Origin of the sequence: Mesorhizobium sp. WSM2240, assembly GCF_040438645.1 — a bacterium.
In the GTDB taxonomy this organism is placed as follows: Bacteria; Pseudomonadota; Alphaproteobacteria; order Rhizobiales; family Rhizobiaceae; genus Allomesorhizobium.
Genome location: NZ_CP159253.1, coordinates 4,121,371 through 4,148,056, shown reverse-complemented (window position 1 = coordinate 4,148,056; position 26,686 = coordinate 4,121,371). Strand labels below are relative to the sequence as shown.

The following is a 26,686-nucleotide window of genomic DNA, read 5'->3' as shown; positions in this document are numbered from 1 at the left end:
GACCACCCGCCATGCCCGGCACCATGAACCGCCACTCCCTTCAAAAGGGATAAGCGTTATGGTTAATGAAGGGTAATTGTGCGCGATTACGTGAAGGAGCGCACCAGCGAGCCGACGAGCAGGTTCCAGCCGTCGATCAGGACGAAGAACAGGAGCTTGAAGGGCAGCGAAACCACAGTTGGCGGCAGCATCATCATGCCCATGGCCATGGTGATGGTCGCCACAATCAGGTCGATGACGAGGAAGGGCAGCACGATGAGGAAGCCGATCTCGAAGCCGCGCCTGATCTCGGAGATCATGAAGGCCGGGACAAGGATGCGCAAATCCACTGCTTCCTCGGCCACCGTCTGGCCGCGCTCGCGCGCGAGATCAGCGAAAAGGTCAAAATCCTTGTCGCGGACATGGGCGACCATGAAGGTCCGGAACGGATCGGAAATCCGCTCCAGCGCCTCGGCCTGGGTGATCTCATTGTCCATCAGCGGCCGGACGCCGTTGTTCCATGCCTGGTCGAAAGTCGGCGCCATGACGTAGAAGGTCATGAACAGCGAAAGGCTGATCAGGATCAGATTGGCCGGCGTCGTCTGCAGCCCGATGCCAGCCCTCAGGATCGAGAAGGCGATGACGAAACGCGTGAAGCTCGTGACCATGATGAGCAGACCGGGTGCGACGGAAAGGACCGTCAGAAGGCCGAACATCTGGATTATGTAGCCGACGGTCGTGCCGTCGGCCTGGCCTATGGCGCCGAGGTCGAGCTGTTGCGCATCGGCCAGCGAAGCCGACGCTGCTAGCCAGGCGAGGGTAGCGAAAAGTTTTCTCATTCGAACAGCAGCGTCCTGATCAGGAACTGTTTGACGTGGCCGCCGCTGCGGATTTTTGCGCGCTCCTCAAGATCGGCCTTCAGATGCTGGAAGCCGCTCGCCCCCTCGATCTGGTGCAGCTTCACCGTGCGGAGATAGGCGAGCAGGTCCTGGTGAATAGTCTCTATCAGGTCAAGCGATTGCGGTTTGTCCAGCACGACTGACGCTTCGAGACGGACCCACACCTGCTCGGGCGCGGCCAGGTTGGTGGTGATGGCCGCGAGCGGGATTACGGTTCTTGCTTGCGCGGGTTCTTCTCCGTGGCCGCTGGCGGCTCCGCCGCCGTGGCTGTCCGACGCATGCGCCGCCGGCTCGGCCGGCTTGCTGCGATCGTTCAGGTAGACGCCCGAAACCCAGCCGAGGCCGATCGCAGCGCCAGTCATGACGAGCAACACTGCCATTTGGACCATCAGGGATGGTCCTTTCGGGGAGGGGGCTTGTTCGGTGATCGCCATCGCTTGCCCCGGCCTAGAAGGGAAGAACCTGGTCGAGGAACTGCTGCCCGTAAGGCGGCTGCTGCACCTCGGTCAGACGTCCTCGGCCGCCATAGGAAATACGGGCCTCGGCGATGCGCTTGTAGGAGATCGTGTTGTTCGGCCCGATATCGACCGGACGCACAATGCCCGCAATAGTCAGGATCCGGAGTTCGGCATTGACCCGTACTTCCTGCGAGCCGTTGATCACCAGATTGCCGTTCGGCATGACATCGGTGACGATGGCGGCGACGGAAAGTTGGATCGTCTCCGAGCGGGTGGTTTCGCCGGCGCCGGCCGACGCGGACCTCGAGCCGATATTGGCGTCGGCAGTGCCGCCGGAGCCGATCCCGTCCCATTCATACTCCAGCGCGCCGCCGAGGGATTTGGTCGACGTGCGGCTGCGGTCGGATTCGTTCTTGAATTTCGCCCGGTCGTTGATCTCGATCTCGACCGTCAGGATGTCGCCGGGCGACAGCGCGCGCGGGTCGGTGAAGAGCCGACTCTGACGGTCGTTCCACAGCGAAAAGCGCTTGACCGGCTGGGCCGGCGTTTCGGGATACTGATAGACCGATTGCGTGCCCGCGGCGACGCCGGAGCCGACGGCCGACAGGGCCGGCGGCTGGCCGATCTCTTTCAGATTGGAGCCGCAGCCAGCGAGTGCTGCCGCGGCGATGGCCAGCAAAAGCTTGCGGATCATGTCGGGTCTTCCCTGCGCGCGGCGCTCGCCATGATGCCGGTGAGCGCGGCGGCAGCCTTGCTCTCCATTTCATTGAGGATGACGCCGGCGCGGCGCGAATCGAGCTTCATCAATATGCCGGCGGCAAGCTCTACATTGAGCATGGCAAGCCGCTCGGCTGCGGCGTCCGGCTTCATCGTGGCGTATATGTCGACAACGTTGCCTTCGGCCTGAGCGAGAAAATCCTCGCGCCGCTTCATCCAGCTCTCATATTCGGCGCGCTTCTCCTCGAGCAGCGCGATACGCTTGTCGACTTCCTTCTGCAGCGTCTCCAGTTCCATCTTTTGCAGGGCGTAACGGCGGTCGCGAGCCGCATCGGCAATGCTCGAGCAGAAGCGCTGGATCTCGCTCTCAGTCTCGGCCGCGGGCACGGCGGCCGGGATGGATTCAGTCGCGGCGGGACCGCCGGCAGCCAGCAGCGCAGCAAGCGTCGCGGCGGCAAGCGTCTTGCGGACGATGCGTCTTGGCGGGGTCAGGAGATGAAATTTGGCCGGCATCGCGTCACCTATTGAAGTACGAGTTCGGCCTGCAGGGCGCCGGCGGATTTGATGCCCTGGAGGATGGCGATGATGCCGTCGGGCTTGACGCCGAGCCGGTTCAGTCCGGAAACCAGCGTTTCGAGATTAGGACCGTCGAGTATGGCGACGCGGCCGTCCGGCTGATCCGCCTCGATGGCGGTGAACGGCTCCACCGCGGTCCGACCTTTGGAGAACGGTTCAGGCTGGACGATCCTCGGCATTTCGGTGATGCGTACCGTCAGCGTGCCGTGGCTGATGGCGACGCGCGATATCCTGACCTCGTTGCCGATGACGATGGTGCCGGTGCGCTCGTCGACCACGACCCGCGCCGGCATATCGGATTCGACCACGAGGTTTTCCAGCTCGGCGTAGAAGCGGGCGGCCGATATTTTCTGCGGCTTCTGGATGAGGACGGTGCGCGAATCCTGCTCGCGCGCCACGCGCTTGCCGAAGCGCTCCAGCGCGTAATCGTTGATAACGTCGGTGATCCTAACGGCGGTCGAGAAATCGGCGTTGCGGAGCTGCAGCGTCAGCGTGCCGGCATCGCCGAATTCGGCCTCGACCTGGCGCTCGATGATTGCGCCGTTGGGGACGCGGCCGGAGGTTGGCACGCCTTGCGTGACTTTTTCGGCGTCGCCCTGGGCGTTGAACCCGGAGATGAATACCGGCCCCTGCGCGACCGCATAGATATCGCCGTCGGCAGCCTTCAGCGGCGTCATCACCAGGACGCCGCCGGCGAGCGATACCGCGTCGCCCAGCGACGAGACGCTGACGTCGATACGCGCGCCGGACTGGACGAAGGGCGGCAGGTTGGCAGTGACGATCACCGCTGCGACGTTCTTCGCACGCGCCCGGCCGCCTTCGCTGGCGATGCCGAGGTTTTCCAGCATGGCACGGATAGACTGTTCGGTGAAAGGCGAATTGCGCAGGCTGTCGCCGGAGCCTTGCAGGCCGATAACGAGGCCGTAGCCGACGAGCTGGTTGTCGCGCGCGCTCTGGAGCTGGGCGATGTCCTTGATGCGCGACGGAACGAGGTTCTGGCCGGGGTAGAGGTCGCGCTGCTCGTAGCTGCCGTCGCCTCCGGCGCCGCCGCCGCCGTCCTTGCGGATCAGGCCGTCGGCAAGCGCAGCCTGAGCGCCGAAAATGGCAGCGACGGCTAGAATGAGCAGGCGGCAGATCATGTCGCTCCGACCCGGATCGAGCCGTCGGCCATGACCGTGCCGGACAGGATCTTGCCGCTGTCGATGTTGCGGACCTTGACCAGATCGCCGGCCGAGCCGGGCTCGAGGGTGACGGCGCTCGCCGAGATCGTCAGCGCGCCGGAGACGAAGACCACCTCGACGGCCGCGCCTCGTTCGACCAGGTACGCCTCGCGCAGCGAGCTCAATGGAATGTAGCGGCCGGTCAGCAGGGTGCGCCTGGCGACTTTGCCGTCGAGCTCGGCGAGCGTAACTGCGACTGCTTCCGGCGCCTGCTTGCCGGGCTTCAGCGTGACTTCCTTCAGCGCGTCGGCCGAAACCGTCTCGCCGGGATAGATGACCCGGTTGGGGATGAGCACGGTCTCCTGCGCCAGCGCAGGCAGCGCGCAGCACAGCGCGAGGCCGGCAGCCGCGGCGTGAACCAGAGCGCGCATCGACCGAGCCGACATCTGCCTACCTTATGTTCTTGGAGACGACGGCCGCCATCTCGTCGGCGGCCTGGATGACCTTGGAGTTCATCTCGTAGGCGCGCTGCGCCGAGATCAGTTCGGTGATTTCCTTGACCGGATCGACATTGGAGTTTTCGAGGTAGCCCTGCTGGATAGTGGCGTAGCCGAGATCGCCGGGTACGCCGATATTGGCCGCTCCGGAGGCCGGCGTTTCCTGGAAAAGGTTGTCACCCAGCGGAGCCAACCCCGCCTCGTTGGCGAAGCTCGCCAGCGTCAGCTGGCCGAGGTCCTGAAGCTCGACCTGGCCCTCCAGGCGGGCGAAAACCTGGCCGGTTTTGTTGACGATGACCTCGACCGCGTCGGGCGGAACGTTGATGGCCGGCTGGACCGGAAAGCCGTCGACCGTCACCAACTGCCCGGTGGCGTTCGTGTTGAACGAGCCGGCGCGCGTGTAGAGCGTCCCGCCGTCCGCGCCTTCGATCTGGAACCAGCCATTGCCGGTCAGCGCGAGGTCGAATTTGTTGCCGGTGCTGGTCAGCCCGCCCTGGACATGGACGTTGCGCACAGCGCTGGTCTTGACGCCCAGCCCGATGCTCACGCCTTCCGGCACGAGGCTGGAATTGGCGCGGTTGGGCACGCCCTGCAGCCGGTCGACCTGGTAGAGCAGGTCGGAAAATTCGGCCCGCGCGCGCTTGAAGCCGGTGGTGTTAATGTTGGCGATGTTGTTGGCGATCACTTCCAGATTGGTCTGCTGGGCGTTCATGCCCGTCGCGGCGATTGCAAGTGCCTTCATGGTGTCATTCTCCTCAGATCGCCATGCGGCTGACTTCGAGATAAGCGGTCACGATTTTGTCGCGGATCGCCACCGCCGCCTGCAGCGACTGCTCGGCGCTCATCACCGCATCGACCACCTGGCGTATGTCGGCCTCGCCCTGCAGCGCCTGGACGGAGACCTGTTCGGCCTGCTGGAGGGTGCCGATCGCGTCGCCGGCCGCCCGCGTCAGCATTGCGGCGAAGGACGAGCCGGCGTCGGCCGCCGCCGGCGCTGCGCTGCTGGAGAACAGGCCGCCATCTCCGTCCGTATCGCCGATCCGGAGTTGCGGGAGGACCGCACTGAGGCCGCTTATCATTACTGGCTCCTCATCAGGTCGATGGTCATCGAGATCAGCGAGCGCGCCTGCTTGATGACCTGCAGGTTCGCTTCATAAGAGCGGTTCGCCTCGGTCATGTCGGCCATTTCGATCAGCACATTGACGTTCGGCATCATGACGTAGCCGTTCTCGTCGGCGGCCTCGTGGCCCGGCGCATATTCGACCGGAAAGGCGGACGGATCGCGGTTGATCGCGGTCACATCGACCAGCGAGCCGCCGCTGGCGCGGTCGAGTTCGGCGGCGAAGGTGATGGTCTTGCGGCGGTAGGGTTCGGCACCCGGCGTGTCGCCGGTCGACTGGGCGTTGGCGAGGTTTTCAGAAACGACGCGCAGCCGCTCCGACTGCGCGCCGAGGCCGGAAGCCGCAACCTTCAGGGCTGTCGAAAGCGGGTCCACAATCAGCTCCTCACGCTCGTCATCATCATGCGGTGAAACGCCTTGACGATCGCCGTGTTGAGCTCGAAGGAGCGGCTGACTTCGCCGGCCTTCATCAGTTCGTTTTCGAGTACCACCGAGTTGCCGGACGGCATGGCCGAGAAGGGTTGCTCGTTCTGCCGCACGGCATAGCCGGCATCGGTGGCACCGCCGCCGAGATGTCCTTCATGGGTTGCTCTCAGCGCCACACGGGTGTTGTCGAGCACCTTTTCGAAGGGCTCGACATCGAACGCGCTGTAGCCGGGCGTGTTCACATTGGCGACGTTGCCGGCGATCGCGGCTTGGCGCACGGCCAGCCATTGCGACTGCTGCGAGGCTAGATCGAAGAGGTTGACGGGCTGCATAGAAATCTCCGGGCAGATTTCCACACGATAGGCAGCCAGTCTTGCGCGGGCCTTGCGCAGCGGGCGGCTATTTCGACAGCTCGATCACCTTGTCGGCGCTGGTGACGAGAACCCATTTGCCGTCGCGCTGCTCGATGCCGGCGACGCGGCTATTGTCGGGCAGCCGCGAGCCGCGCTGCACCACCCAGAGGCCGGTGTCGTCCTCGATCATGGCGCGGCCATTGGCGACGTGAACCAGGCGGAAGGCGGCGATATCGGGCGGGAAGGGCTGTTCACTCAGGCCCGGCACGCCTTCACCCTCACCATTGTTTTCGGGCAGGGTTCCTGTTGCGAACAGGTCAAGCTTCATCGGCGGGATGTCTTCGACAGTCATCGGCGCCCCGACGCGGTCGGGCTGCGAGCCGAGAAAGATCGGCCCCACTTCGCGCTCGCCTTGGCCTTCGAATTTCAGGGCGCGAATGCCGAATTTCTCCTGGTTGAAGAAGATGTACCAGGGAAAGAGCGCGCAACCGAGGCCGAGCGCGAGCCCGAGGCCTGCGATGATGAGGTCGCCGCGACGATCCCTCGACTGCGGCGTCAGTCCGGGCGCGACGACCGCGCGCCGGCGGAAGACACGCGATATGAGCGAAGGCCGCGCCGGCTTTTCGGCGGCCGCCTGTGCCTGCAGCTTGCCGCGAAGGGCGTTGTCAATCTCCTTGAGCTGCATTGGGCTTGTCCTTGGCTCTCAAATGGCGGGCGAGATCGGCGAACGGATCGGGCGAGGGGCGGTCGGCCGGCGATTGCGTCAGCGCCTCGTAGATCAGCGGAACCTGGCGCACGGCCATATCGAGTTCGGCGTCGGCTCCGGGCTGATAGGCGCCGAGCAGCCGGATGTCGCGTGTGCCTTCGAAGCGCGAAATCATCGACTTCAGCCGCGTCACCAGCGCGCGCTGTTCGTTGCTCCACGCCTTGGAAGCCAGCCGCGAGATCGACGACAGCGGATTGACGGGAGGATAGCGGCCCTGCTCGGCGATCGAGCGGTCGAGCACGACATGACCGTCGAGAATGCCGCGCACCGAATCCGCGACCGGATCATTGTGGTCGTCGCCGTCGACCAGCACCGAGATGATGGCGGTGATCGATCCGGAGCCGTCGAGGCCTGGCCCGGCGCGTTCGAGCAGCTTCGGCAGGTCGGTGAATACCGACGCCGGATAGCCGCGCGCGATCGGCGGCTCGCCCGCTCCGATCGCCACTTCGCGCAGCGCATGGGCGAAGCGGGTGATGGAATCGAGCACCAGCAGCACGCGGTCGCCGCGATCGCGGAAATGCTCGGCGACGCGCATCGCGGTATCGGGCGCGCGCTTGCGCATCATCGCGCTCTCGTCGCTGGTGGCGACCACGGCGATCGTCTTGGCCATGCTCTTTTCGCCGACCGTGTCTTCGAGGAATTCACGCACCTCGCGGCCGCGTTCGCCGACCAGCGCCACCACGACCGTATCGAAAGCGTCGGCTCCCGCGAGCATTGCAAGCAGCGTCGACTTGCCGACGCCGGACCCCGCGAAGATGCCCAGCCGCTGCCCGAAGCAGATCGGGGTGAAGATGTCGACGACGCGGACACCGGTGAGGAAGGAGGTGCCGACACGTTGGCGGGCGAGCGCCGAGGGCGGTATGGCTTCGGTGGCATCGGGCATTTCGCCGGTCGCGAGGGCTGCGCCGCCGTCTATCGCCCTGCCGAGCGAATCTATGGCGCGGCCGCGCCACGAGGCGTGCGGCGTCACGGTGAAAGGCCCACGGCTGAACACGGCGTCGCCGACGCCCGCATCGGCCGATCGCTCGAAAGGCGCGACCAGCACTTCCTCCGGCCCGATCTGGACGATCTCTCCGCGCCGCGCGCCTGTTTTACCGCGATGCTCGACGATGTCGCCCAGGCGTGCAGCATCCGAAATTCCGCGCACGCGGTACTGCGTCTGCGAAACCTCGGTAATGCGCCCGCCGCGCCGGATGAACGTGCGGTCGTCGGCAAAGCGTCGCCATGTCCGCTCCAGCGCGGCAAGCGCAGTGTCGTGGGCAGCGACGGGCCGGTCTATCGTGGCGGGCGGGTGCGCAGTCATCCGGTGCTAGGTCTTGGAGCCGAGCGTCTGGATGGCGTTGCCGAATGTCTGCTCGGTGCTGCGCATTGCCGCCGCGATGTTCTCGAAGGCGCGCTGCACTGCTATCAGCCGCGTCATTTCGAGCATCGGATTGACGTTGGAATCCTCGAGGAATCCCTGCGCCACGCCGACATCGACGCGATCCACCACCGGCTCGGGCTGGCCGACGGGCACGATGCCGGAATTGCCGAAGCGGGTGAAGTTGATGCCGGGTTCGAAATTGAACAACCCGATGGCGCCGACGAGCTGGCCGTTCTGTCGCAGGACGCCGTCTGCGCCCGATTGCGGCGGGCCGTTGCGCGGATCGAGTTGCAGCGGCGCGCCGCCGGCGTCGAGCACCGGATAACCCTCGATCGTCACCAGTTGGCCGGTATCGAGCATCGAGAAGCGACCGTCCCGCGTCATCACCGTGCCGGCCGGCGTTTCGATGCCGAACCAGGCGTCGCCCTGGATGGCGAAGTCGAACGGGTTGCCGGTCTCGCGCAACGAGCCGGACTTGGCCGACAGATAGGTGTCGCCTGCCGAGGCGAAGGACACGGCGTCCTGGCCGAGCCCGGACACCACGTCCTCGAACTTGACGCCGGTGGCGCGGAACCCGACGGTCGAAGCGTTGGCGACATTGTCGGCGATCGTGTTCAGCCGGCGTTCCAGAGCGATCTGGGAGGAAAGGGCGACGTAAAGACCATCCTGCATAGCCGTACCCTCAGCGCTTCATCGCCTGGATGGCGAACAGAGTGTTGGTGGAGATGCCGTATTCGACCGGCTGGCTGAACAGCACGCTGAGCGAGGTCTGCGCGGTCGATGTCGGGTTGTCGACCTCCCACAGGCTGGTGAAGCGCGTGAGGAATTTTCCAAGCTCCTTGGGATCGGAAAAGTCCTCGATGTTGAGCTTGCTCTCGAAAAGCTGCACCTGCTTGTCGATATCGGCCGAGGCGAAGGAATCCGGCAGCGATAGCGCCGTGCGGACGACCCTGGCGAGCGCCGGGTCGGCCAGGACTTCATAGAAGGATGTGAGGGTTGCCGCCTTGCGCTCGAAATAGAGCGCCAGCCGCACGCCTTCATTCTGCTTCCCGGCGTCTTCCTCCAGCGTCTGGCGCATAAATTTGTCAACGGTCGGCTTCAGTGCAAGGCTGAAGCTGGTTGCCTGCTCTCCGTGTTCGACGAAGTTGAACGCCGACACGAAGGCGACCCAGCGGCTGTCGCCGGACTTGTTGGCTGGACTGTCCTCTTCCTTGATGCCGCCCTCGAGCATATCGCGGATCTTTGCCGGGCTCTCGTCAGCGGGATCGAAGCCATAGGAAGCCAAGGCGTAGTTCAACAGCCGCTTGTCGGCCATCAGGTCATCGATCGATGCGAGCTTGCCGACATTGGCCTTGTAATAGTCGGTCTCCGCCTTGACGTAGCCGGCAGGCAATTTGACGAGGCCAAGATCGCGCATGGTGTCGTAGCGCGTCGCCGTGGCTTCGAGCACGGCGGCACGCGATGTCGTGTTCGCGCCATGCGTCTTGAAGTCGAACGCAGTGACGAAACGGGCATAGCTCTTGTCGGTCAGCTTGTTTGCAGGACTGTTCGGGTCACTTATGCCGCCCTCGAGCATTTTTCGGATCGTGTCCTTGCTCTGCGTCGAAGCGTCGAGGCCATAGGCTGCCATGGCATAGGTGAGCAGCCGGTCGTCGGCGAGGAGTTTGTCGACCGTCGTCGCCTTGCCGATGTTGGCACGGAAATAGGCGGTCTCCGGGTCGAGGTTCTCGACGTAGAGCTTTGGCGTCTGGTCGGTGACGGCGGCGCGCGACGTTGCGTCGGCGCCGTGCTGGGCGAAGTCAAAGGCTGACACGAAGGCGGCCCAGCGTTTGTCGCTCGACGTATTGGCTGGGCTCTGCGGGTCGGTAATCCCTCCCAGCAGCATGTCGCGGACGAGAACGCGGGACTCAACCTTGGCATCGAGGCCGTACGCCTTCATGGCATAGGTGATGAGCCGTTCGTTGCTTATCAGGTCGCCGACCGATTTCACGGTGGAAATATTGGCGCGGAAGTACGCGCTTTCCGGATCCGTTTGCGCTTCCAGGTAACGCTTTGGTGTGACTTGGGTAGCCTCATCGCGTGCCGTGGCGGCTGTCCCGTATTCGGCGAAGTTGAAGGCCGAAACAAAGGCGGCGTAGCGCCTGTCTGCAAGCTGATTGGCCGGACTTTGCGGATCGCTGACACCGCCGGTCAGCATCTGCAAGACACGCTCCGGAGGCTCGGTCTTAGCGTCGAGGCCATAAGCGGCCAGGGCGAAGGTGAGCAGGCGCTTGTCCGAGATCAATTGGCCTGGCGTGGTGATCTTGCCGATATTGGCGGTGAAGTATGCGACCTCCGCGCGCTGCGTCTCCGGCACTCCCTTGAATAGCACCAGTTCGGATTCATTGATGTAAGACTGCGGCGTGCCCGTCTGCACGGCCAGACGGGAGGTTGTCTCGGCGCCGTACTCGACGAAGTTGAAGGCGCTGACAAAGTTGGCGAAGCGTTTGTCGCCAAGTTTGTTGGCCGGACTTTGCGGATCGGTCACACCGCCTTCGAGCATGGTGCGTACATAGCCCGCACCTTTCGGATCTTCGTCTGTCGCGTAGTCGCCAAGATAGAGACCGTTGGCAGTGAGCGCGTATCGCAGCAGGCGTTCATTGGCTATGAAGTCGTCCACCGACTTCACATTGCCGATGTTCTCGAGGAAGTATGAGGTCTCCTCCTCGACCAGGGCGTAGTTGGCCTGACCGGTAGTCAGCTCCGTCTGAAATATGAAGTTCTTCGGTACGTCGGACTGCGCGCGATTGTAGACGGTCGCCAGTTCGCCATGCGCGGCGAAGTTGAAGCTCTTGACGAACTCGGCATAGCGCTTGTCGGTCAGCTTGTTGGCGAAGCTTTCGGGGTCGGAAACGCCTTCCTTCAGGGCCTTGATCATGAACGCCTTGGCGTAGGCCATATCTTCAAGCCCGTGCGCCTTCATCGCGTAGCGAAACAGGCGATCGTTCTTGACGAACTCGTCAATCGTTTTCACCTTGGTGATGTTCTCGAGGTAGTACTTGGTTTCGCGGTCGACCATTGGCTGGTTTTCGACGCGATTGAGCGCCTTCGGGAGATCCCTCGCGATAAGGTGGTAGCTGGTGAAGGTATTGATCACGGGCAGGCCTCCGGCCGAAGCTATCCGGCGAAGCTACGCGGCGACGCTTGCGCGAAACTGAATCGCCGCCGCCCTTTCAAGCCTCACACAAGGCACGGGCTGTATTGCCTTCCGGGTAGGTTGGAATGCGGAAGGACTGACTGTGGGCATACTGATCGGACTTGTGGTGACGATGGGCTGCGTGCTTGGCGGCTTCATGGCCATGGGTGGTCACGTCGACGTGCTCATGCAGCCTTGGGAATTCGTCATTATCGGCGGCGCCGCGTTCGGAACCTTTCTCGTCGCCAACCCGATGGCGACCGTGAAGGACACTGGCAAAGCGTGCATGGAAGCCTTCCGCCAGGCGACGCCGAAGGAGCGCGACTACCTCGAAACGCTCGGCGTGCTGCACAGCCTGATGCGCGAGCTGCGCACCAAGTCGCGCAGTGAGGTCGAAGCGCATATCGACAATCCGAGCGAGTCCGCGGTGTTCCAGGCATTCCCGACGGTGCTGAAGCGGCACGACCTGACGCATTTCATCTGCGACTACTGCCGGCTGATCATCATCGGCAATGCGCGAAGCCATGAGATAGAGGCGCTGATGGACGAGGAGATCCACACCATCCGCTCCGACAAGCTGAAATCCTACCACGCCCTGGTCGCGGTCGCCGACGGCCTGCCGGCGCTCGGCATCGTCGCAGCGGTGCTCGGCGTGGTGAAGGCGATGGGCGCGCTCGACCAGTCGCCGGAAATCCTGGGTGCGCTGATCGGCGCCGCGCTCGTCGGCACCTTTCTCGGCATTTTCCTGTCCTATGCCGTGGTCGGGCCGATCGCCACCAAGATCAAGATCGTCAGGGACAAGAACAACCGCCTCTATGTGATCGTCAAGCAGACGCTGCTCGCCTACATGAACGGTTCGCTGCCGCAGGTGGCGATCGAGTTCGGCCGGAAGACCATCTCCTCCTATGACCGGCCATCGATCGACGCGGTCGAGCAGAGCACCATGAACACCGGCGCCGCTACCGGCGACGCCGCCAAGAAGGCGGCCTGAGCCGATGGCGCTGGTTGAACGGAGCATCGGCTGATGGCCAGCCCCGCCAGCCCCGCCGAAACACGCGCCTTCATACTGGAACGCCTCGTCGGCGACAGGGGCGAGACCCTGCACGTCATCGAGGCCGCGCGCGGCCTCGGTGCGCGCGCTCTGCCGATCCTGTCCGACAGCCTCAACGCCACGCTTGCCTCGCCACTCACCATCGAACTCGGCAATATCGACGTGATGCGGCTCGGCGACGTGAAGGCCGACGCCGCCGGCAACCAGGCGATGACGATCGCCTCCTCGCCGATGTCTTCGGACGCGCTGGTCATGCTGGTCGATCCCGACGCCATCGCCGTCGTGGTCAGCGCGCTGTTCGGCGGCGATCCCGACATGCCGGTGGCGCCGATCGAGCGCGAACTGTCGCCGACCGAGATCGAGGTTGCGACGATGATGTGCCAGGAGGTGGCGACCTCCGTGAACGGCTGGGGCGCTCGCGCGCTCAACATCCATTTCCCGCTGCCGACCGCGATCGCCGGGTCCAAGCGCAAAGGCAAGGTGCTGCGCGACGGGCCGGCGGTGCGCATCGAGTTCAAGTTCACGCTCGGCCCCAGCTCGGGAATTCTTCACCTCCTGATGCCGCAGCGCGTGCTGATGCACCGGACGGGGTCCGATGCCGCTGGTGGCGGCCCGGCGGTCACCGACTGGCGCGCCCGCTTCAGCGAGGAGGTCATGCGTTCGACGGTGACGCTCGAGGCGGCAATGCCGCTCGCCCGCATGACGCTTGGCGATATCGCCGCATTCCAGGAAGGCCAGGTGATCGAACTGGAAGAGGGCGCGCAATCTCAGGTCCGGCTTTCGGCGCGCAAGAAGACGCTGTTCGTCTGCGAATTCGGCAAACTCGGACAGAACTACACCGTCAGGATCAGGCATCAGTCCGATGCCGGCCAGGAATTTATCGACGGGCTGATGACCGGGTGACGCGAAGCGTCGCGCCGGGGCGAACGCCCAGGACTTGGAGAGCATGATGACACAGACCGACGCTGCGGCGACTGAAGCCGACCTGCCCGAAGAGCAGCTGAACCGGGCGATCGAGGAACTGCGCGGTGTGCTGCACGACGACCCGAAGCCGGAGGGTGGCCCGACGGTCGAGGCTTCGATGCGCAATTCCGGCGTCATCATGAACATACCGGTCGACGTCCAGATCGTCCTCGGCAGCACCGAAATGCCGGTTTCGGACCTGATGGCGCTGCAGAAGGGCTCCACCGTCGCGCTCAACCGGCGCATCGGGGAGCCGGTCGACGTCGTGGTCAACGGCCGCAAGATCGCGCGCGGAGAGATCACGGTGCTCGAAAACGATCCGTCGCGCTTCGGCATACGCCTGACCGAAATCATCAGCGGAAAACCCGCCTGATGCGCAAGCCTCTGCTTTCCGCCGGCCGCGAAAGGTCCGACGCATGACGACGATCCTGGCCACGCTGACACGGCCGCAGAAGGCTGCTGCCATATTGGTGGCTATGGGCAAGCCGTCGGCGAGCCGTCTGCTCAAATTCTTCAAGCAGGAAGAATTGCGGGCGCTGATCGAAGGTGCAAGGCAGTTGCGGACCATTCCGCAAAGTGACCTGGAAAAGATCGTCGCCGAGTTCGAGGCCGAGTTCACCGAGGGCGCGGGGCAGCTCGATTCAGCCGACAAGATGGACGACATATTGAACGAGGGCCTGTCGCCGGAGGAAGTGCAGGCGCTCAAGGGCGACGCCAAGCCTCTCAATGCCGCCAAGGCGCCGCCGCCGATCTGGCCGCAGCTCGAAAAGGCCGATCCGCTGCGGTTGGGCGCGTTCATCGCCGCCGAGCACCCGCAGACATCGGCGCTGATCCTTTCCAAGCTCGCGCCTCAAGCCTCCGCCAACGTGCTTCTGACGCTGGAAAAGGGCCTGCGCGGCGAGATTATCAAGCGGATGATGGCGCTGACCTCCATCCCGGAAACCGCAACCAGGATCGTGGAAGGCCAGTTGCGCAGCCGCGTGCTGTCGGAAAGCACGACCAAGGACACTTCCGCCGGGCAGAGCCGCGTCGCCAGCGTGCTCAACGAGATGGAAAAGTCGCAGATGGACGAGGTGATGGAAGACCTCGAGAAGTCCGGCGCGACCGATCTCGAAGGCGTGCGGGCGCGGCTGTTCTCGTTCGACGACATCGTGCTGATGACGCAGAAGGCGCGGGTGGCGCTTTTCGACGGGCTGTCGACCGAACTCGTGACGCTGTGTTTGAGGGGCGCGCCGCCGGACATGACCGAGGCGGTGCTGTCGGCGATCGGCGCCCGCTCGCGGCGCATGATCGAATCCGAGCTTTCGCAGGGGTCGGAAGGTATTGCGATGCCGGACATTCTCAAGGCGCGCCGGTCGGTAGCTTCGACCGCGATCCGCATGTCGCATGAAGGAGCCTTCGAACTGCCCACGGCCGCCGCCCAAGCCGCCGCGGCCTGACCGCGCTGAACGGACCATCATTAGATGTCTGAGAGCGCCGACAAGGACAGCAAAACCGAGGAAGCCACCGAGAAGAAGATCCGCGACACCATCGACAAGGGCAAGACGCCCAGCTCGAAGGAAACGACGGTCCTTGCATCCTTTGTGGCGATACTGGTGTTCGTCGTCTTCTTCGCCGGCGAGAGCGTCAACGAACTCGGCGTCTTCCTTGCCATGTTCCTGGAGAAGCCGGAGGCCTGGCCGCTCACCACCGAGCGCGACGTGATCGAACTCTACAGCGGCGTCATCATGCAGATCGCCAAGATGCTCGGCGTCATGATGGTGCTGCTCGTGGTGGCGGGCATCGGTTCGTCGGCGTTGCAGAACATGCCGCAATTTGTCGGCGAGCGCATCCGGCCGCAGGCGTCGCGCATCTCGCTCGGCTCGGGATGGAAGCGCCTGTTCGGCATCCAGGGTTTCGTCGAATTCCTCAAATCGCTCGGCAAACTCGGCTTGGCCGTACTGGTCCTCGTCTTCACGCTCGGGGAAAGCCACCACCGGCTTCTGGCCGGCATGATGACCCCGCCCGCGGCCTTCAGCCTGGTGATCCGGGACATCGCCATCGACATCCTCGTCGCCATCGTCTTCGTCATGGGGCTGATCGCGGCGATCGACTTCGTGTGGTCGCGGTTCCACTGGCGGCAGGAACTCCGCATGACCCGCCAGGAGGTCAAGGACGAGATGAAGCAGTCCGAAGGCGATCCGATCGTCAAGGGCCGCCTGCGCTCGCTGGCGCGCGACCGCGCCCGCCGCCGCATGATGACGGCGGTGCCACGCGCGACGCTGATCATCGCCAACCCGACCCACTTCTCGATCGCGCTGCGCTATGTGCGCGAGGAGAATTCGGCGCCTGTGGTGCTCGCCAAGGGCCAGGATCTGGTGGCGCTGAAAATCCGCGAAATCGCCGTGGCCCACGACATCCCGATCTTCGAGGACGTGGCGCTCGCCCGATCCATGTACAAGCAAGTTTCGGTCGATAGCGTCATCCCTGCCCAATTCTACCAGGCGGTCGCGGAACTCGTGCGGATCGTCTACGGCAACAAGCGCAAAGCGAACTGATGAACAGACAGCCGCACGCACCGACCCGCGAGATCATCGTCGCCAAGGCCATCGAGGAGGTGGTGAGCGAGCTTCGCCTCGTCGATGTCGCAGACTACATCGCCTTCATCAGGCTGGAGCATTTCGCCTGCATTTCCGACATCGTCGATTCCGCCGCGGAGCTGTTCTTCATGCCGGAAACGCTGCGGCTCGGCCATGGCGGCGAGGCGCATGTCGGCTGGACCGAGAATCCGCGCATCGTGCTCGACCTCGAACTGAGGCCGCGCGGTGCGACCGTCTATTTCGCGCTGTCGCTGACGGCGCTGCACGCCTCCGTCGAGGTCAACTACGTCGCCTTCGACGCGCCCGATCCCGACCCCGAGCGCAACACGGCTTTCCTGGAGGCGGCGCTGGATGCGGCGCGCATTCGGAAAACGGCTACTGCCATGTGAACCACCACGGCAGCTGCAGACTCAGCCTTTTGCGGGGAGCGACGGTCACTCAGCGTGAGACCAGCTTGCCAGCCTCGCGCGGAGCCAGATTGACCTCAGAGGATGAAATCGGTGCCGGTCATGAAGTTGGTGCCGGCGACCAGTATCTGCATATCGGCCGTAGAGTCGCCGTTCACATCGGCGTCGATGATCACGGTCCCGCTGTAGTTCGTATAGCGAAGCTGGCCGGCCACGCCCGAAAAAGCTGCGCTGCCGATGAAGGAGAAGGCCTGGTTGCCGCCAGCAAGCGCATTGGCATCGATTGTCGAAAGATCAATGCGATCGAAGCCGTGACTGAAGCCGCCCAGGATCGAGTCGCGGGACGCAGATCCGGCCGGGCTGTCGGAAACCAGGTCGAAATCAAACCGGTCATTTCCCGCGACGCCATGGAGCGTATCGCTGCCGGCGCCGCCAATCAACGTGTCGTTGCCGTTCCCGCCGTGCAGTGAGTCGTTGCCCGCGCCGGCTGCGATATAGTCGTTCCCCTCACGGCCGCTCAGGATATTGTTGCCTGAATTTCCAACCAGCGTGTTGTTCGTCGCGTTGCCGATTCCGGTCAAACTGGTCGGACCCTTTAGCTCGAGCCGCTCGACCTCCGCCTCAAGCGTCCAGTCGATGTAGGAACGAACCGTGTCAGTGCCGCCGGCAGCCGCCTCGACCGTAGTGTCTCCGGCTGCCGCTACTACAAAGATGTCGTCGCCTCTGCCGCCCACCATTGAGTCGTTGCCCGCGCCGCCGTTGAGCATGTCGTTGCCGTCGCCGCCGCTCAGGCTGTTGGCACCGGAATTGCCTATCAGCGTGTTGGCGAGCGTATTGCCCACGCCGTTCAGATTGCTCGAGCCCTGCAGTTCTAGCCGCTCGATGTTTGCGGCCAGCACCCAGTCCCTGTAGGAGCGAACGGCATCGGTGCCTTCGCTGGCGTTCTCGGTGGTGATGTCGCCCGCCGCAGCCACGATGTAGATGTCGTCGCCTGTGCCACCGATCAGCGTGTCGTTGCCGGCCCCGCCGTCGAGCAGATCGTTGCCGGGGCCCCCGTTCAGAGTGTCCTCGCCGTTTTGGCCGAGCAGTGTATCGTTGCCGCCATTGCCATTTACTGTTGCACCGTCGATACGGGAGGTGATTGTTTCGGATGTGCCATCGCCGTTGATGATACGCTCGCGTGGATCGAGGATAGAGAAATGAACATCGGCGTCGAAAAAGGAGGGTTCGCCGACCAAAACGGTCCAGCCGACAAGCAGGCGGCCGTCGTCGGAGAGAGTGACTGTCGGCGAGCTGTTTATATCTGTGCCGGTCAAGGGCGCCGCGATAACTTCCGAACCAACAAAGGCACCCGTCGAATCAAAACGCTGCAGGGCGATGTTTCCGGCCTCATCGTCATCGAATACCATGGCGAAGCCGCCGTCGGACAAGCCGACAAGTTCGGGCGTTGTGTTATTGTCCGTAGCGCCGCCAAGCTGGATTGTTTGCACGCTACCAACGGTCACGCCAGTGGCGGAAAATATCTGGTACTCTATGTCGGTGTCGGAAACGTCGGTGTTCTGCCAGGCGACTACATAGCCGCCGCCGCTGAGCGAAGCGACCGTCGGTGCGGAGTCATCGTCGCCGTTGGTGATGGTGTTGGCGACGTTCGTGAGGCCGAGCACGTCGGCTCCTGTTGATGAGATGATGCGCATGGCCAGGCCATTGTCCGCGCCCGTCTCCGCGAGATGATGACGTAGTTGCCGTTGGTCAGTGTTGCAACATCCACCTGCGGTGTACCCACTTCGGTGGAATCAGCCGCGCCGAAGATCGGCTCGCCCACCGTGATGCCGTCGCTCTGGACTATGACACCGAGGGTCCCGGTGGTGTTGGCCTCCGAATTTCGCTCCTGATAGGCAACAAGGAAGCTGCCGTCGACATTGACAGTCACAGACGGGTCGCCGAGACCGGTGTCGCCGCGATCGCGGGCGATTGTGCCGCTCGTGACGAGGCCGCCATTGGCATCGCGAATGGTGTATTCAAGCGAAGCGCCGACTATGGTTCTGTCTTCGTAGACGACAACAAAGTTGCCGTTGGGCAGTGCTGCGGCTTCGTGATTGGATGCATCAGTTGCGAAGAAGTCGTTGGCCTGGAACTCGCCGCCGATAGCGTTGCCCTCGGCATTGTAAAGCTGGCCGATAATGTCGGTCCCCTCATCAACGCCGGCACCCTCATCGGTGTTCGATTCCCACAACGCGATGAAGTTTCCATTGGCAAGACCGACGAGTTGGATATCGTCCTGATGTTTGCCATTAATGCCCGCATCGACGGTGTTGGCTTGCTGCTCAGAAAGCCAAAGAGTTGGCGTCGTGGTCATGTTTTTCTTCCCGTCTACAGGTAGGCCACTTAGAAGCCTGCCAAATCATCAATATAAACATATCTGAGCCCCGATGGCGACCAGCACAGTTTTGCAGAGTACATCACATAGACAAATACTACAGCTTTAGCAATAATACTTGGTACAGCCCCATTTTCTAGTGATGCCTTAGAAAACTCGAAATACCGCTGACAGCGGCAATGTCGATATCATAACTCCCCCCGCAAGGGGATAAAAGCCGCTACTCGATAAGCCCCATGCGCAGCGCCTTGGCGACGGCGTGCATGCGGTTCATGGCGTTCAGCTTCTGCGCCGTGTTGGTGAGATACTGGTTGGCGGTGTGCACCGAGAGTTTCAGCAGCCGGGCGATGTCCTCGCTGGTGTAGCCGTTGGCGGTCAGCTTCAGGCATTCCAATTCGCGTTTGGAGATCGAGGGCGCCTTGCCGAACTCGCCCGGCCTGATGCGCGAGACGGCGTTGAACAACGAAAAGCAGCGCGCGTGGATCTCGTGCAACTGGTCGGCCGGCAGGGCGATTTCCGGGCCGTAGAAGACGGCCAGGCCGCACTGTCCGCGCTCGGCATAGACCGGAAAGGCGATGCCCGACGTGCCGGGGACGAGTTCGACGGTTTCGATCGCGCAGTCCAGCGCCCTGAATACGTCGGCGGAAGCCGCGAATTCGTCGCTGCTCCACCAGCAGGGCAGCGTCGACATGCGCGCATGGCGGACGATGTCCTCGCCATTGCTTCCGGACACGAATTTGGTCGGGACCGACACCTGCGGATAGTCGGAATCGAAGCACGGAACCAGGCGCGACCGCTCCATGGAAGGGCTGACGAAGAACAGCCCGAAGGCGGCGGCGTTGAGGTCGATGGCGATCCAGCGGCAGCGGCGGACTGCGTCGGGTATAGTAACTGCCTGATGGCTGTCGGAACTCAGCGAAAAGGCGCCGAACGGATTGCGGTGCTCGCCGAACAGCGACTGCGCGATGCTCTTGACCTCTTCCGGTTTCAAATGATGCCGCTCCTGATCGCGGTGGCCACCGCCGCGGCGCGGTTGGGCGCGGAGAACTTCTGGATGGCGTGGGTGATGTAGCTGTTGACCGTATTGGAGGAGACGCCGAGGATCACCGCCACTTCGTCGGTTGTCTTGCCCTCCGAAACCCAGAACAGGCATTCGCGCTCGCGGTCCGAGAGCGGGTCCTGGAGCGCCGCCGCGGCAAGCAGTTCGGGCACCTGCGAAAGGGCGTAGCAGCACTGCATTTGCGCCCGCATCAGGTCGGCCGGCTCGATCCGGCCGGCTGCCGTAGCCGAAAACATCAGGAAGAGGCGCTGGCGGCCGACATTCAGCCTGAGCGCGAAGATTTCGCCGTGGCCGAGCACGTCAAGGAGTTTTGCCTCTTCGGCGCTCAGGATTTCGGGAAGGGCGGGCGCTTCGGCGGTGACGATGCCGCGCGGCCGTATTCCCGGCGCGACGGCAAGCGGGCTCTGGGCGAGACTGGCGATCAGCCTGTGCCCGGCAAGCTCGATCGCGTCGAAGATCCAGTTGGAAGCAATGATGCGGGCATCGTTCCTGTCGCGGTCGTGGACGATGGCGAGGAGCATATAGCTGTCGGCGTTGATCTCGCAGGTCAGCTCCATCAGAAAGCTGGTCAGATCGCCCCGCGAAGCCAGCCTGACGGCGAGCGGCTTCGGTTCCGGAATCTGTTCTGCGAGGCTGGGCATTATTCCAAGTTCATTGCCGGAATCGATATAATAGCCGGTCGCCGGATGCCCGGCAGCCGAACCCGAAACGCATCAACTGATACGAAAACACTTCACAGGCACGGAGACCGCGCCATCGGCCGAATCCTTGGGGAACACGCGAAACCGGCCGCGCCTGCACCGGAAAAACTCCGGGTCGTCAGACTTGTTGGTGGTTGCCAAGCCCCCCACGGACCGGCTGATTCGGGTCTAATCTAACGCAGACGAATCAGACATCAAACCGGAAATTGCTAAAAATTTAACCATAGGGTGTGGTCGCCCGAATTGCGGTCCAGCGGGCGGCGATAGGCCTTGCCATGCGAGGCATTACGCGGCATTGCCGGAACAGCCGCCAGGGAGAAGCAATTTGATGAAACGTTCCCGCATCAACGAGATCATCCGCGAGGGCGACGCCTTCATCCGCTCTTTCGGCTACGTCATGCCGCCCTTTGCCTACTGGTCGCCGGAAGATCTGAAGGCGCGCCGGCCGGAAGGCATCGTCGACGCCCGCCTCGGCTGGGACATCACCGATTACGGCCAGGGCAAGTTCGACGAGCTCGGCCTGTTCCTGTTCACCGTGCGCAATGGCCGCGCCGAGGATCTGTCGCGGGGCACCGGCATGCTCTACGCCGAAAAGATCATGATCTCGCGCAAGGACCAGTTGTCGCCGATGCACCGGCACGTGGTGAAGGCCGAGGACATCATCAATCGCGGCGGCGGCAAGCTGGTGCTTGAGCTCTTCATGCCCGCGGCCGACGGCGGCATCGACCGCGAGGCGGAGGTCGTGGTGGCGACCGACGGCGTCATACGCAAGCTGCCGGCCGGCGGACTGCTGAAGCTCGATCCGGGCGAAAGCGTAACCCTGCTTCCGGGCGTCTGGCATGCGTTCTGGGGCGAGGGCGGCGACGTCCTGATCGGCGAGGTCTCGACCGTCAATGACGACCTGACCGACAACATCTTCGCCGATCCGATCGGCCGGTTCTCCAATATTGAGGAAGACGAGCCACCGCTCAGGCTGCTGGTGTCGGACTACGACAGCTGGATCGACGGCAAGGCCTGACGGTCGTCAGGCGCCAGCGTCAGTTCGCCGGCTTCATCTCGCCGAGCACGGTCGGGATAAGCTCCGAGACGGTCGGATGGATATGCACTGCCCTCTGCAGCGTCGTGTAGGGCGCCTTCGCGTACATAGTGTCCAGTATGCAGTGGATGGCTTCGTCGCCGCCGGTTCCCAGGATCGCTGCGCCTAGGATTTCCTTGCTGTCCGCGTCGGCGACGATCTTCATGAAGCCTTGCGTCTCGCCTTTCTCGACAGCGCGAGCGACCCTCGTCATCGGACGCGCGCCGACGAGGATATTCCGGCCTGATTTCTTGGCCTCGGACTCGCTCATCCCGGCGCGTCCGAGCGGCGGGTCGATGTAGAGCGCATATGCGGACAGGCGGTCGCTGACGCGGCGTTTGTCGTCGTCGAGCAGGTTCGCCGCCACGATCTCGAAATCATTGTAGGAGGTGTGGGTGAACGCGCCCTTGCCGTTGCAGTCGCCGAGCGCCCAGATACCTGGGACGCTGGTGCGTAGCTCATCATCGACGGTGATGTAGCCGTGCCGGTCGGTTTCGACGCCGGCTCTCTCCAGTCCGAGGTCGTCGGTGTTGGGCCGGCGGCCGACTGCCAGCAGCACGTGCGAGCCGAGCACCTGGCGGTCGCCCGAGCTGCAATCCACCCCGGCGCAGATATCGTCGCCGCGCGGCTCGAAGCTGATGCATTCGGAATTGAGACGGATTCCGATGCCCTCCTTCTCCAATATGTCCTTCACCGCGGCGGAAATGTCCTCGTCCTCGCGTGCGATCAGGCGCGGACTTTTTTCGATGACCGTCACCTCGCTGCCGAAGCGGCGAAACATCTGCGCGAATTCGAGGCCGACATAGCTGCCTCCGATCACCACGAGGTGCCTGGGCAGGAAGTCCACATCCATCATCGAGCTGTTGGTGAGGTATGTTATCCGGTCGACGCCCGGCATGTCGGGCACCAGCGCGCGTCCGCCGACATTCACGAAGATGCGGTCCGCCTCAAGCAGCTTGTCGCCAACGCGCACCTGGCGCGGCGACTCGAACCGCGCATGGCCGTCGAAAACCGTGCATTTCTCCATACCTTTTAGCCAGCGTTCAAGATTGCCGCGGGAGTCGAGCGTGATCCTGTCCTTGCGGGCCTTGACCGCCTTCATGTCGACGCCGACAGGGCCGCCGACGGTCACACCGTAATCGGCCGCGCGACGGGAAAGGTGGGCGGCGTAGGCGCTGGCGACCATCGCCTTGGTCGGCGTGCAACCGGTGTTGACGCAGGTGCCGCCCATGAACTTGCGCTCGACGAGCGCGACGGTCATGCCGGCGGCGGTGAGCCGGCCGGCAAGCGACGGCCCCGCCTGGCCAGCGCCGATGATGATGGCGTCGAACTTTCGGGTCATGTTGCTGCCGATACTATCAGAAATGCGCCAACTATGGCCACGGCGTCTTCGAGAAGGGCGATCGGCAGATCCTTGCCGTCAATCGCCGCGACCAGCCGCTTGCGCGCCTCGTAGCCGCCCAGCGTGCCCAGCACCGCGCCGACCGCGCCAGCGATCAGGCCGCCGACAAGCGCACCGCCGGCCGTTCCGATCGCCGCGCCGCAAAACGCGCCGCTGACGATGCGCGTGCCGAACGCCAGCGGAACCTTGCGGCTCGGCGTGCCCGGAAGCTGGTCGGAGATCAGCTCGGTTACGGCGAGAACAGTGAAAATCCACGGCGTGAAGCGATAGCCGAGAAAAGCAGCCCAGCTGTTGTCGAGCGGCAGCCAGCCGAGATAGGCCGCCCAGCTTACGGCGGCAGGCGCGGTCATTGACCGCAAGCCGGCTATGACGCCGATCAGCAGCGCGAGGATCAAGACGGTCATCGCAATCCCCTCATTTCGCGATGAATGCACTCTTTCCCAAGCCGCTGCGGCTGGCAAGAGGACCTACGCAGCGGAAGTGTCGCCGTCGGCAGTGGTTCAGGCATGCAGTAAATTCCACTAACTGCGATCGTTAAACCATTAAACTTTACTTATCACCCTCAATCCCGCCATCCTGCCCTTGGCACCTGCTCGGCTCACTCCCAAGGAATCTCCGGATGAACGCTTTTTCGCCGCCGCCACGCCTGCTGATGGGACCGGGCCCTTCCAATGTTGCGCCAGAGGTGCTTGCGGCGCAGGCCAAGCCGACCATCGGCCATCTCGATCCGGGTTTCGTCAAGCTGATGGGGATCATCAAGGACCAGCTCCGACTCGCCTTGCGGACGGAAAACCGCGTCACCTTTCCACTGTCTGCGCCGGCTTCGCTCGCTATGGAAATGGCGCTGGTGACGCTGCTCGAACGTGGGGATACGGCGATCGTCGCGCAGAACGGCGTGTTCGGCGGGCGCATGGCCGAGATTGCGAGACGCGCGGGCGCGGAGGTGCGCCTCGTTTCCGGCGAATGGGGCAAGCCTGTCGATCCCGAGGCGGTCCGCGCCGCGATCAGGGAAGCGCCCCGGGCGAAGCTGGTCGCCTTCGTGCATGCGGAGACCTCGACGGGCGCGCGCTCCGATGCGGCCACGCTGTGCGGACTCGCGCGTGGGGCGGGGATGCTGTCGGTGGTCGACACGGTGACAGGCCTCGGCGGGATCCCGGTCCTCGTCGATGAGTGGCAGGCCGACGTGGTCTATTCGGGCACGCAGAAATGCCTGTCCGCGCCGCCCGGTCTGGCGCCGATCACCTTTTCCGAAGGCGCGGTCGCGGCGGTAAAGTCGCGCAGGACGCCGATTCAGAGCTGGTTTCTCGATCTCGGCCTCATGCTCGGCTATTGGGACGGCGAGCATGGCCGCTCCTACCACCATACCGCGCCGGTCAACGCGCTTTACAGTCTGCACGAGAGCCTTCGCCGGTTGCTCGACGAGGGGCTGGAGACGGCCTGGGCGCGCCACCGGGCAGCCCATGAGCGGCTGGCTGAGCGGCTCGATGAACTCGGCTTTGCCTTCGTCGTCGACAGGGAGCATCGCCTGCCTCAGCTGAACACCGTATGGGTGCCGGAAGGGCTCGACGACGCGTCGGCGCGCCGGCGGCTGCTCGACGAGTTCGGCATTGAGATCGGCGGCGGGCTCGGACCTTTGGCCGGGCGCATCTGGCGCATCGGCTTGATGGGCGAGACCTGCCGGATGGAGAATGTGGATCGCCTGGCGGGCGCCATCGCGATGATCCTGCCGTAGGTCAAGCGGTTCAAAATTGCCGCAGCCTTCGCAGGCCTGCGTCGACACGAATGTCACTCTGAAACGACCAAGGCGCGTTTCTATCGGAACTCGATACCCCAGCCCTGCATTCTCCGTAAGACCGACGGAAGGAGGGCGACATGAAAGCGCTGTTGGCGATACTTGGCGGCTTCGTGCTGACGCTTGCGATATTCCTGAGCGGGGCAGCCGTGGCAGCCTGGTTCCTCACCGCCAAGCCGGTGCCCGAGGCCGGGCTGAAGATGGATCAGGCGGAAATCTGGACTGTGCAGCCGCGTGAGGTGGACACGGCTGCACAGGGCTTCGAGCGCCTTCCCGCCCGACCTGTCGCGCCCGATCCGAACAGTTCCACCGAATTCGAAGTGGAAGTTGCGGAAAACGAGGCGGCGGAGGATCTCCCTTCACAGCCTTTGGACACGACCGTGACCGGTTCCGTCCAACCGACCAGCAGCGAGGAGTACCCAATGCCATCGGCCGGGCTGACTGCCGCCCACGTCGAATGGTGTGCGAACCGCTATCGGTCCTACCGTCCCCGTGACAACAGCTATACGCCCTACAGTGGGGGCCGGCGGACCTGTGTCTCGCCCTACATGGAGGCCGACGCCGGCCCGTCCGATGATGTTTCGCCGCCGCCGGATGCGGAGGACAGCTATGCGGAAGATGCGGGCGCGCCTTCATTCGAGCCGGAATACGTGTCGGCCGACACGAGCGGAGGCGACTACGTCACGCAGGAACATGTGAACTACTGCTTCAGCCGCTATCGCTCGTATCGCCCGGAAGACAACAGCTACCAGCCTTACGGCGGCGGACCTCGCAGGCAGTGCCGCTAGACAACAAAGATATGGCAGTGAAAATGAATGGTAGCGGGAAGTGGACTCGAACCACCGACCCCAGGATTATGATTACTAGTGTCTGACTTATTGACGCAGAACCAATATGTTGACCGATGTAGACATAGCGACGAAACCATATAGCAAGCTGTTGATAACAAACGAGTTCGTCAACATTTTGTGCCGCCAATTTGTTCAGGTCTGGACAATCAAAGCTAAGAAACATCTGAGCTTGTCAACAAAACAGCGGACGGTATAAGGACGGTATACGCATATGGATTGGGGTGGTCCGCGGGCCCGGCGGACAGGTCCGTTTCAAACGGATGAGCTGGACCCCCTTCAAGCTTCGTAGCAATTCTCTAATGCTAGGTTCGGCCATGTTGTGGGTCGGAAGTTGGCGCCTCGCCAGTATCGTTCAAGTCAAAGTGCGACACGATTAAGTTGTCGTTGTCTGCTCCCTTGCCACCCCGACCCCAATGCCGCCTGGCTCGGAGACCCGCGCGCAGGTGGTCGTCCCTGAAAAGCTCTCGCATCGGGAAAGCCTTCAACCAAAATGCTCCCCGCTTTCCGCGGGTTGGATGGCGCGCAAATAGGAGCGTGCCGTTGGCCATGGCGGACGATTTTGACCTGCGTTTATTGTCTGGAATGGTGCCCAAATTGGTTTGGTTCCAAATTAGTGAGGTTTTTGTGCCGGCAAAGGGCGTCAGGCCGCGGGTTTCCAGCACGGAACCCGCAAAGGCCAGCGACGTTTGCTAAGCCATGCAAGATGATCCTGACAAGGACAGCCCCGCTGAAAACCTCACGGACTTATCCGAGGAAGCAATCAGCAACCTTGCCAAAAAGATGGGCGTTTCCATCGATGATGTCCGCCGGCTCATTGCCGAGGCAGCTGCGGAAGCCGAGGAGCGAAAGCAGAATCCACTCACCCCGGATTCCAGCACTACAGAATGAAGGGATGGGCAGCCACAGCGTGGTTACCAAGCGCCACTTACGCAGGCCGCG

The 26,686-nt window shown here is 63.3% G+C and carries 30 protein-coding genes; 10 read left to right on the top strand and 20 right to left on the bottom strand.

Annotation, left to right across the window (positions count from 1 at the left end; translation table 11 throughout):
* Positions 1-86 precede the first annotated feature (86 nt).
* From fliP to ABVK50_RS20445, 14 genes are all read right to left on the bottom strand, one after another.
* Positions 87-818: a flagellar type III secretion system pore protein FliP gene (fliP, locus tag ABVK50_RS20510; protein ID WP_353644833.1), complete on the bottom strand. Its 732-nt coding sequence runs from the start codon at positions 816-818 to the stop codon at positions 87-89.
* Positions 815-1,267: a flagellar basal body-associated FliL family protein gene (locus tag ABVK50_RS20505; RefSeq protein WP_353644834.1), complete on the bottom strand. Its 453-nt coding sequence runs from the start codon at positions 1,265-1,267 to the stop codon at positions 815-817. Before ABVK50_RS20505 ends, fliP begins: the two co-directional genes overlap by 4 nt.
* Positions 1,268-1,325: 58 nt before the next feature.
* Positions 1,326-2,030 carry a flagellar basal body L-ring protein FlgH gene (gene flgH, locus ABVK50_RS20500; protein WP_353644835.1) on the bottom strand — a complete coding sequence of 235 codons (705 nt, stop codon included), beginning with the start codon at positions 2,028-2,030 and terminating at the stop codon, positions 1,326-1,328.
* Positions 2,027-2,566, bottom strand: coding sequence for a MotE family protein (locus ABVK50_RS20495; protein WP_353644836.1), 540 nt, complete (start codon positions 2,564-2,566; stop codon positions 2,027-2,029). Before ABVK50_RS20495 ends, flgH begins: the two co-directional genes overlap by 4 nt.
* Before the next feature lie 8 nt (positions 2,567-2,574).
* The gene (locus ABVK50_RS20490) at positions 2,575-3,768 is read right to left on the bottom strand and encodes a flagellar basal body P-ring protein FlgI (RefSeq protein ID WP_353644837.1); all 1,194 of its coding nucleotides are present in this window, start codon (positions 3,766-3,768) and stop codon (positions 2,575-2,577) included.
* The gene (flgA, locus tag ABVK50_RS20485; protein WP_353644838.1) at positions 3,765-4,235 is read right to left on the bottom strand and encodes a flagellar basal body P-ring formation chaperone FlgA; all 471 of its coding nucleotides are present in this window, start codon (positions 4,233-4,235) and stop codon (positions 3,765-3,767) included. Before flgA ends, ABVK50_RS20490 begins: the two co-directional genes overlap by 4 nt.
* A 4-nt stretch (positions 4,236-4,239) precedes the next feature.
* Entirely contained in the window at positions 4,240-5,028 is a 789-nt protein-coding gene (gene flgG, locus ABVK50_RS20480; RefSeq protein ID WP_353644839.1) for a flagellar basal-body rod protein FlgG, read from the bottom strand.
* Positions 5,029-5,041: 13 nt separating this feature from the next.
* Entirely contained in the window at positions 5,042-5,365 is a 324-nt protein-coding gene (locus ABVK50_RS20475) for a flagellar hook-basal body complex protein FliE (RefSeq protein ID WP_353644840.1), read from the bottom strand.
* The gene (flgC, locus tag ABVK50_RS20470) at positions 5,365-5,781 is read right to left on the bottom strand and encodes a flagellar basal body rod protein FlgC (RefSeq protein ID WP_353644841.1); all 417 of its coding nucleotides are present in this window, start codon (positions 5,779-5,781) and stop codon (positions 5,365-5,367) included. Before flgC ends, ABVK50_RS20475 begins: the two co-directional genes overlap by 1 nt.
* Before the next feature lie 2 nt (positions 5,782-5,783).
* A complete protein-coding gene (gene flgB / locus ABVK50_RS20465) occupies positions 5,784-6,164 on the bottom strand; it encodes a flagellar basal body rod protein FlgB (protein ID WP_353644842.1) in 381 nt (126 codons plus the stop codon).
* Between the two features lie 67 nt (positions 6,165-6,231).
* Positions 6,232-6,870 (bottom strand): hypothetical protein, encoded by a 639-nt coding sequence (locus tag ABVK50_RS20460; protein WP_353644843.1) that lies wholly within the window; start codon positions 6,868-6,870, stop codon positions 6,232-6,234.
* Positions 6,851-8,254 (bottom strand): flagellar protein export ATPase FliI, encoded by a 1,404-nt coding sequence (gene fliI, locus ABVK50_RS20455; protein ID WP_353644844.1) that lies wholly within the window; start codon positions 8,252-8,254, stop codon positions 6,851-6,853. Before fliI ends, ABVK50_RS20460 begins: the two co-directional genes overlap by 20 nt.
* A gap of 6 nt (positions 8,255-8,260) precedes the next feature.
* Complete coding sequence (gene flgF / locus ABVK50_RS20450) at positions 8,261-8,986, bottom strand: flagellar basal-body rod protein FlgF (protein ID WP_353644845.1); 726 nt, start codon at positions 8,984-8,986, stop codon at positions 8,261-8,263.
* Positions 8,987-8,996: 10 nt separating this feature from the next.
* Entirely contained in the window at positions 8,997-11,450 is a 2,454-nt protein-coding gene (locus tag ABVK50_RS20445; protein ID WP_353644846.1) for a DUF1217 domain-containing protein, read from the bottom strand.
* 142 nt (positions 11,451-11,592) lie between these two features.
* On the opposite strand from ABVK50_RS20445, the gene motA reads away from it, so the two are divergent.
* Genes motA through ABVK50_RS20415 form a run of 6 tightly spaced genes read left to right on the top strand, consistent with a single transcriptional unit; the run spans position 11,593 to position 16,471 of the window.
* Complete coding sequence (motA, locus tag ABVK50_RS20440; protein ID WP_353644847.1) at positions 11,593-12,480, top strand: flagellar motor stator protein MotA; 888 nt, start codon at positions 11,593-11,595, stop codon at positions 12,478-12,480.
* Between the two features lie 33 nt (positions 12,481-12,513).
* A complete protein-coding gene (locus tag ABVK50_RS20435) occupies positions 12,514-13,443 on the top strand; it encodes a FliM/FliN family flagellar motor switch protein (protein ID WP_353644848.1) in 930 nt (309 codons plus the stop codon).
* Between the two features lie 46 nt (positions 13,444-13,489).
* Positions 13,490-13,876, top strand: coding sequence for a flagellar motor switch protein FliN (fliN, locus tag ABVK50_RS20430; RefSeq protein WP_353644849.1), 387 nt, complete (start codon positions 13,490-13,492; stop codon positions 13,874-13,876).
* Positions 13,877-13,919: 43 nt separating this feature from the next.
* Positions 13,920-14,942, top strand: coding sequence for a flagellar motor switch protein FliG (locus ABVK50_RS20425; protein ID WP_353644850.1), 1,023 nt, complete (start codon positions 13,920-13,922; stop codon positions 14,940-14,942).
* A gap of 24 nt (positions 14,943-14,966) precedes the next feature.
* Positions 14,967-16,040, top strand: a complete 1,074-nt coding sequence (gene flhB, locus ABVK50_RS20420) for a flagellar biosynthesis protein FlhB (RefSeq protein ID WP_353644851.1) — start codon at positions 14,967-14,969, stop codon at positions 16,038-16,040.
* Positions 16,040-16,471 carry a hypothetical protein gene (locus ABVK50_RS20415; protein ID WP_353644852.1) on the top strand — a complete coding sequence of 144 codons (432 nt, stop codon included), beginning with the start codon at positions 16,040-16,042 and terminating at the stop codon, positions 16,469-16,471. Before flhB ends, ABVK50_RS20415 begins: the two co-directional genes overlap by 1 nt.
* A 95-nt stretch (positions 16,472-16,566) precedes the next feature.
* Here the strand turns inward: ABVK50_RS20415 and ABVK50_RS20410 are convergent, their stop codons facing one another.
* The 4 genes from ABVK50_RS20410 to ABVK50_RS20395 all read right to left on the bottom strand — a co-directional run bounded on the left by ABVK50_RS20410 (position 16,567) and on the right by ABVK50_RS20395 (position 20,567).
* Positions 16,567-17,919 carry a calcium-binding protein gene (locus ABVK50_RS20410; RefSeq protein ID WP_353644853.1) on the bottom strand — a complete coding sequence of 451 codons (1,353 nt, stop codon included), beginning with the start codon at positions 17,917-17,919 and terminating at the stop codon, positions 16,567-16,569.
* Between the two features lie 140 nt (positions 17,920-18,059).
* Entirely contained in the window at positions 18,060-18,845 is a 786-nt protein-coding gene (locus ABVK50_RS20405) for a hypothetical protein (RefSeq protein WP_353644854.1), read from the bottom strand.
* A gap of 241 nt (positions 18,846-19,086) precedes the next feature.
* Positions 19,087-19,857, bottom strand: coding sequence for a helix-turn-helix transcriptional regulator (locus ABVK50_RS20400; RefSeq protein WP_353644855.1), 771 nt, complete (start codon positions 19,855-19,857; stop codon positions 19,087-19,089).
* Entirely contained in the window at positions 19,854-20,567 is a 714-nt protein-coding gene (locus tag ABVK50_RS20395; RefSeq protein WP_353644856.1) for a LuxR C-terminal-related transcriptional regulator, read from the bottom strand. Before ABVK50_RS20395 ends, ABVK50_RS20400 begins: the two co-directional genes overlap by 4 nt.
* A 388-nt stretch (positions 20,568-20,955) precedes the next feature.
* Between ABVK50_RS20395 and ABVK50_RS20390 the strand changes: the two genes are divergently transcribed.
* The gene (locus ABVK50_RS20390) at positions 20,956-21,645 is read left to right on the top strand and encodes a D-lyxose/D-mannose family sugar isomerase (protein WP_353644857.1); all 690 of its coding nucleotides are present in this window, start codon (positions 20,956-20,958) and stop codon (positions 21,643-21,645) included.
* 19 nt (positions 21,646-21,664) lie between these two features.
* Here the strand turns inward: ABVK50_RS20390 and ABVK50_RS20385 are convergent, their stop codons facing one another.
* Positions 21,665-23,044 carry an FAD-containing oxidoreductase gene (locus ABVK50_RS20385; protein WP_353644858.1) on the bottom strand — a complete coding sequence of 460 codons (1,380 nt, stop codon included), beginning with the start codon at positions 23,042-23,044 and terminating at the stop codon, positions 21,665-21,667.
* Positions 23,041-23,508 carry a DUF4126 domain-containing protein gene (locus tag ABVK50_RS20380; protein WP_353644859.1) on the bottom strand — a complete coding sequence of 156 codons (468 nt, stop codon included), beginning with the start codon at positions 23,506-23,508 and terminating at the stop codon, positions 23,041-23,043. The genes ABVK50_RS20385 and ABVK50_RS20380 overlap by 4 nt, the downstream gene beginning before the upstream one ends.
* A 215-nt stretch (positions 23,509-23,723) precedes the next feature.
* Here ABVK50_RS20380 and ABVK50_RS20375 point away from each other — a divergent pair, with 215 nt between their 5' ends.
* From ABVK50_RS20375 to ABVK50_RS20365, 3 genes are all read left to right on the top strand, one after another.
* On the top strand, positions 23,724-24,836 hold the full coding sequence (locus ABVK50_RS20375; protein WP_353644860.1) for an alanine--glyoxylate aminotransferase family protein: 1,113 nt from the start codon (positions 23,724-23,726) through the stop codon (positions 24,834-24,836).
* A 140-nt stretch (positions 24,837-24,976) separates the two neighbouring features.
* Complete coding sequence (locus tag ABVK50_RS20370; protein WP_353644861.1) at positions 24,977-25,684, top strand: BA14K family protein; 708 nt, start codon at positions 24,977-24,979, stop codon at positions 25,682-25,684.
* 759 nt (positions 25,685-26,443) lie between these two features.
* On the top strand, positions 26,444-26,635 hold the full coding sequence (locus ABVK50_RS20365) for a hypothetical protein (protein ID WP_353644862.1): 192 nt from the start codon (positions 26,444-26,446) through the stop codon (positions 26,633-26,635).
* Positions 26,636-26,686: the final 51 nt, after the last annotated feature.

Coding starts and splice junctions, on each gene's coding strand:
- fliP (WP_353644833.1), bottom strand. CDS start 818: ATGAGAAAACTTTTCGCTACCCTCGCCTGGCTAGCAGCGTCGGCTTCG.
- ABVK50_RS20505 (WP_353644834.1), bottom strand. CDS start 1,267: ATGGTCCAAATGGCAGTGTTGCTCGTCATGACTGGCGCTGCGATCGGC.
- flgH (WP_353644835.1), bottom strand. CDS start 2,030: ATGATCCGCAAGCTTTTGCTGGCCATCGCCGCGGCAGCACTCGCTGGC.
- ABVK50_RS20495 (WP_353644836.1), bottom strand. CDS start 2,566: ATGCCGGCCAAATTTCATCTCCTGACCCCGCCAAGACGCATCGTCCGC.
- ABVK50_RS20490 (WP_353644837.1), bottom strand. CDS start 3,768: ATGATCTGCCGCCTGCTCATTCTAGCCGTCGCTGCCATTTTCGGCGCT.
- flgA (WP_353644838.1), bottom strand. CDS start 4,235: ATGTCGGCTCGGTCGATGCGCGCTCTGGTTCACGCCGCGGCTGCCGGC.
- flgG (WP_353644839.1), bottom strand. CDS start 5,028: ATGAAGGCACTTGCAATCGCCGCGACGGGCATGAACGCCCAGCAGACC.
- ABVK50_RS20475 (WP_353644840.1), bottom strand. CDS start 5,365: ATGATAAGCGGCCTCAGTGCGGTCCTCCCGCAACTCCGGATCGGCGAT.
- flgB (WP_353644842.1), bottom strand. CDS start 6,164: ATGCAGCCCGTCAACCTCTTCGATCTAGCCTCGCAGCAGTCGCAATGG.
- ABVK50_RS20460 (WP_353644843.1), bottom strand. CDS start 6,870: ATGCAGCTCAAGGAGATTGACAACGCCCTTCGCGGCAAGCTGCAGGCA.
- fliI (WP_353644844.1), bottom strand. CDS start 8,254: ATGACTGCGCACCCGCCCGCCACGATAGACCGGCCCGTCGCTGCCCAC.
- flgF (WP_353644845.1), bottom strand. CDS start 8,986: ATGCAGGATGGTCTTTACGTCGCCCTTTCCTCCCAGATCGCTCTGGAA.
- ABVK50_RS20435 (WP_353644848.1), top strand. CDS start 12,514: ATGGCCAGCCCCGCCAGCCCCGCCGAAACACGCGCCTTCATACTGGAA.
- fliN (WP_353644849.1), top strand. CDS start 13,490: ATGACACAGACCGACGCTGCGGCGACTGAAGCCGACCTGCCCGAAGAG.
- ABVK50_RS20425 (WP_353644850.1), top strand. CDS start 13,920: ATGACGACGATCCTGGCCACGCTGACACGGCCGCAGAAGGCTGCTGCC.
- flhB (WP_353644851.1), top strand. CDS start 14,967: ATGTCTGAGAGCGCCGACAAGGACAGCAAAACCGAGGAAGCCACCGAG.
- ABVK50_RS20415 (WP_353644852.1), top strand. CDS start 16,040: ATGAACAGACAGCCGCACGCACCGACCCGCGAGATCATCGTCGCCAAG.
- ABVK50_RS20405 (WP_353644854.1), bottom strand. CDS start 18,845: ATGACCACGACGCCAACTCTTTGGCTTTCTGAGCAGCAAGCCAACACC.
- ABVK50_RS20395 (WP_353644856.1), bottom strand. CDS start 20,567: ATGCCCAGCCTCGCAGAACAGATTCCGGAACCGAAGCCGCTCGCCGTC.
- ABVK50_RS20390 (WP_353644857.1), top strand. CDS start 20,956: ATGAAACGTTCCCGCATCAACGAGATCATCCGCGAGGGCGACGCCTTC.
- ABVK50_RS20385 (WP_353644858.1), bottom strand. CDS start 23,044: ATGACCCGAAAGTTCGACGCCATCATCATCGGCGCTGGCCAGGCGGGG.
- ABVK50_RS20380 (WP_353644859.1), bottom strand. CDS start 23,508: ATGACCGTCTTGATCCTCGCGCTGCTGATCGGCGTCATAGCCGGCTTG.
- ABVK50_RS20375 (WP_353644860.1), top strand. CDS start 23,724: ATGAACGCTTTTTCGCCGCCGCCACGCCTGCTGATGGGACCGGGCCCT.
- ABVK50_RS20370 (WP_353644861.1), top strand. CDS start 24,977: ATGAAAGCGCTGTTGGCGATACTTGGCGGCTTCGTGCTGACGCTTGCG.
- ABVK50_RS20365 (WP_353644862.1), top strand. CDS start 26,444: ATGCAAGATGATCCTGACAAGGACAGCCCCGCTGAAAACCTCACGGAC.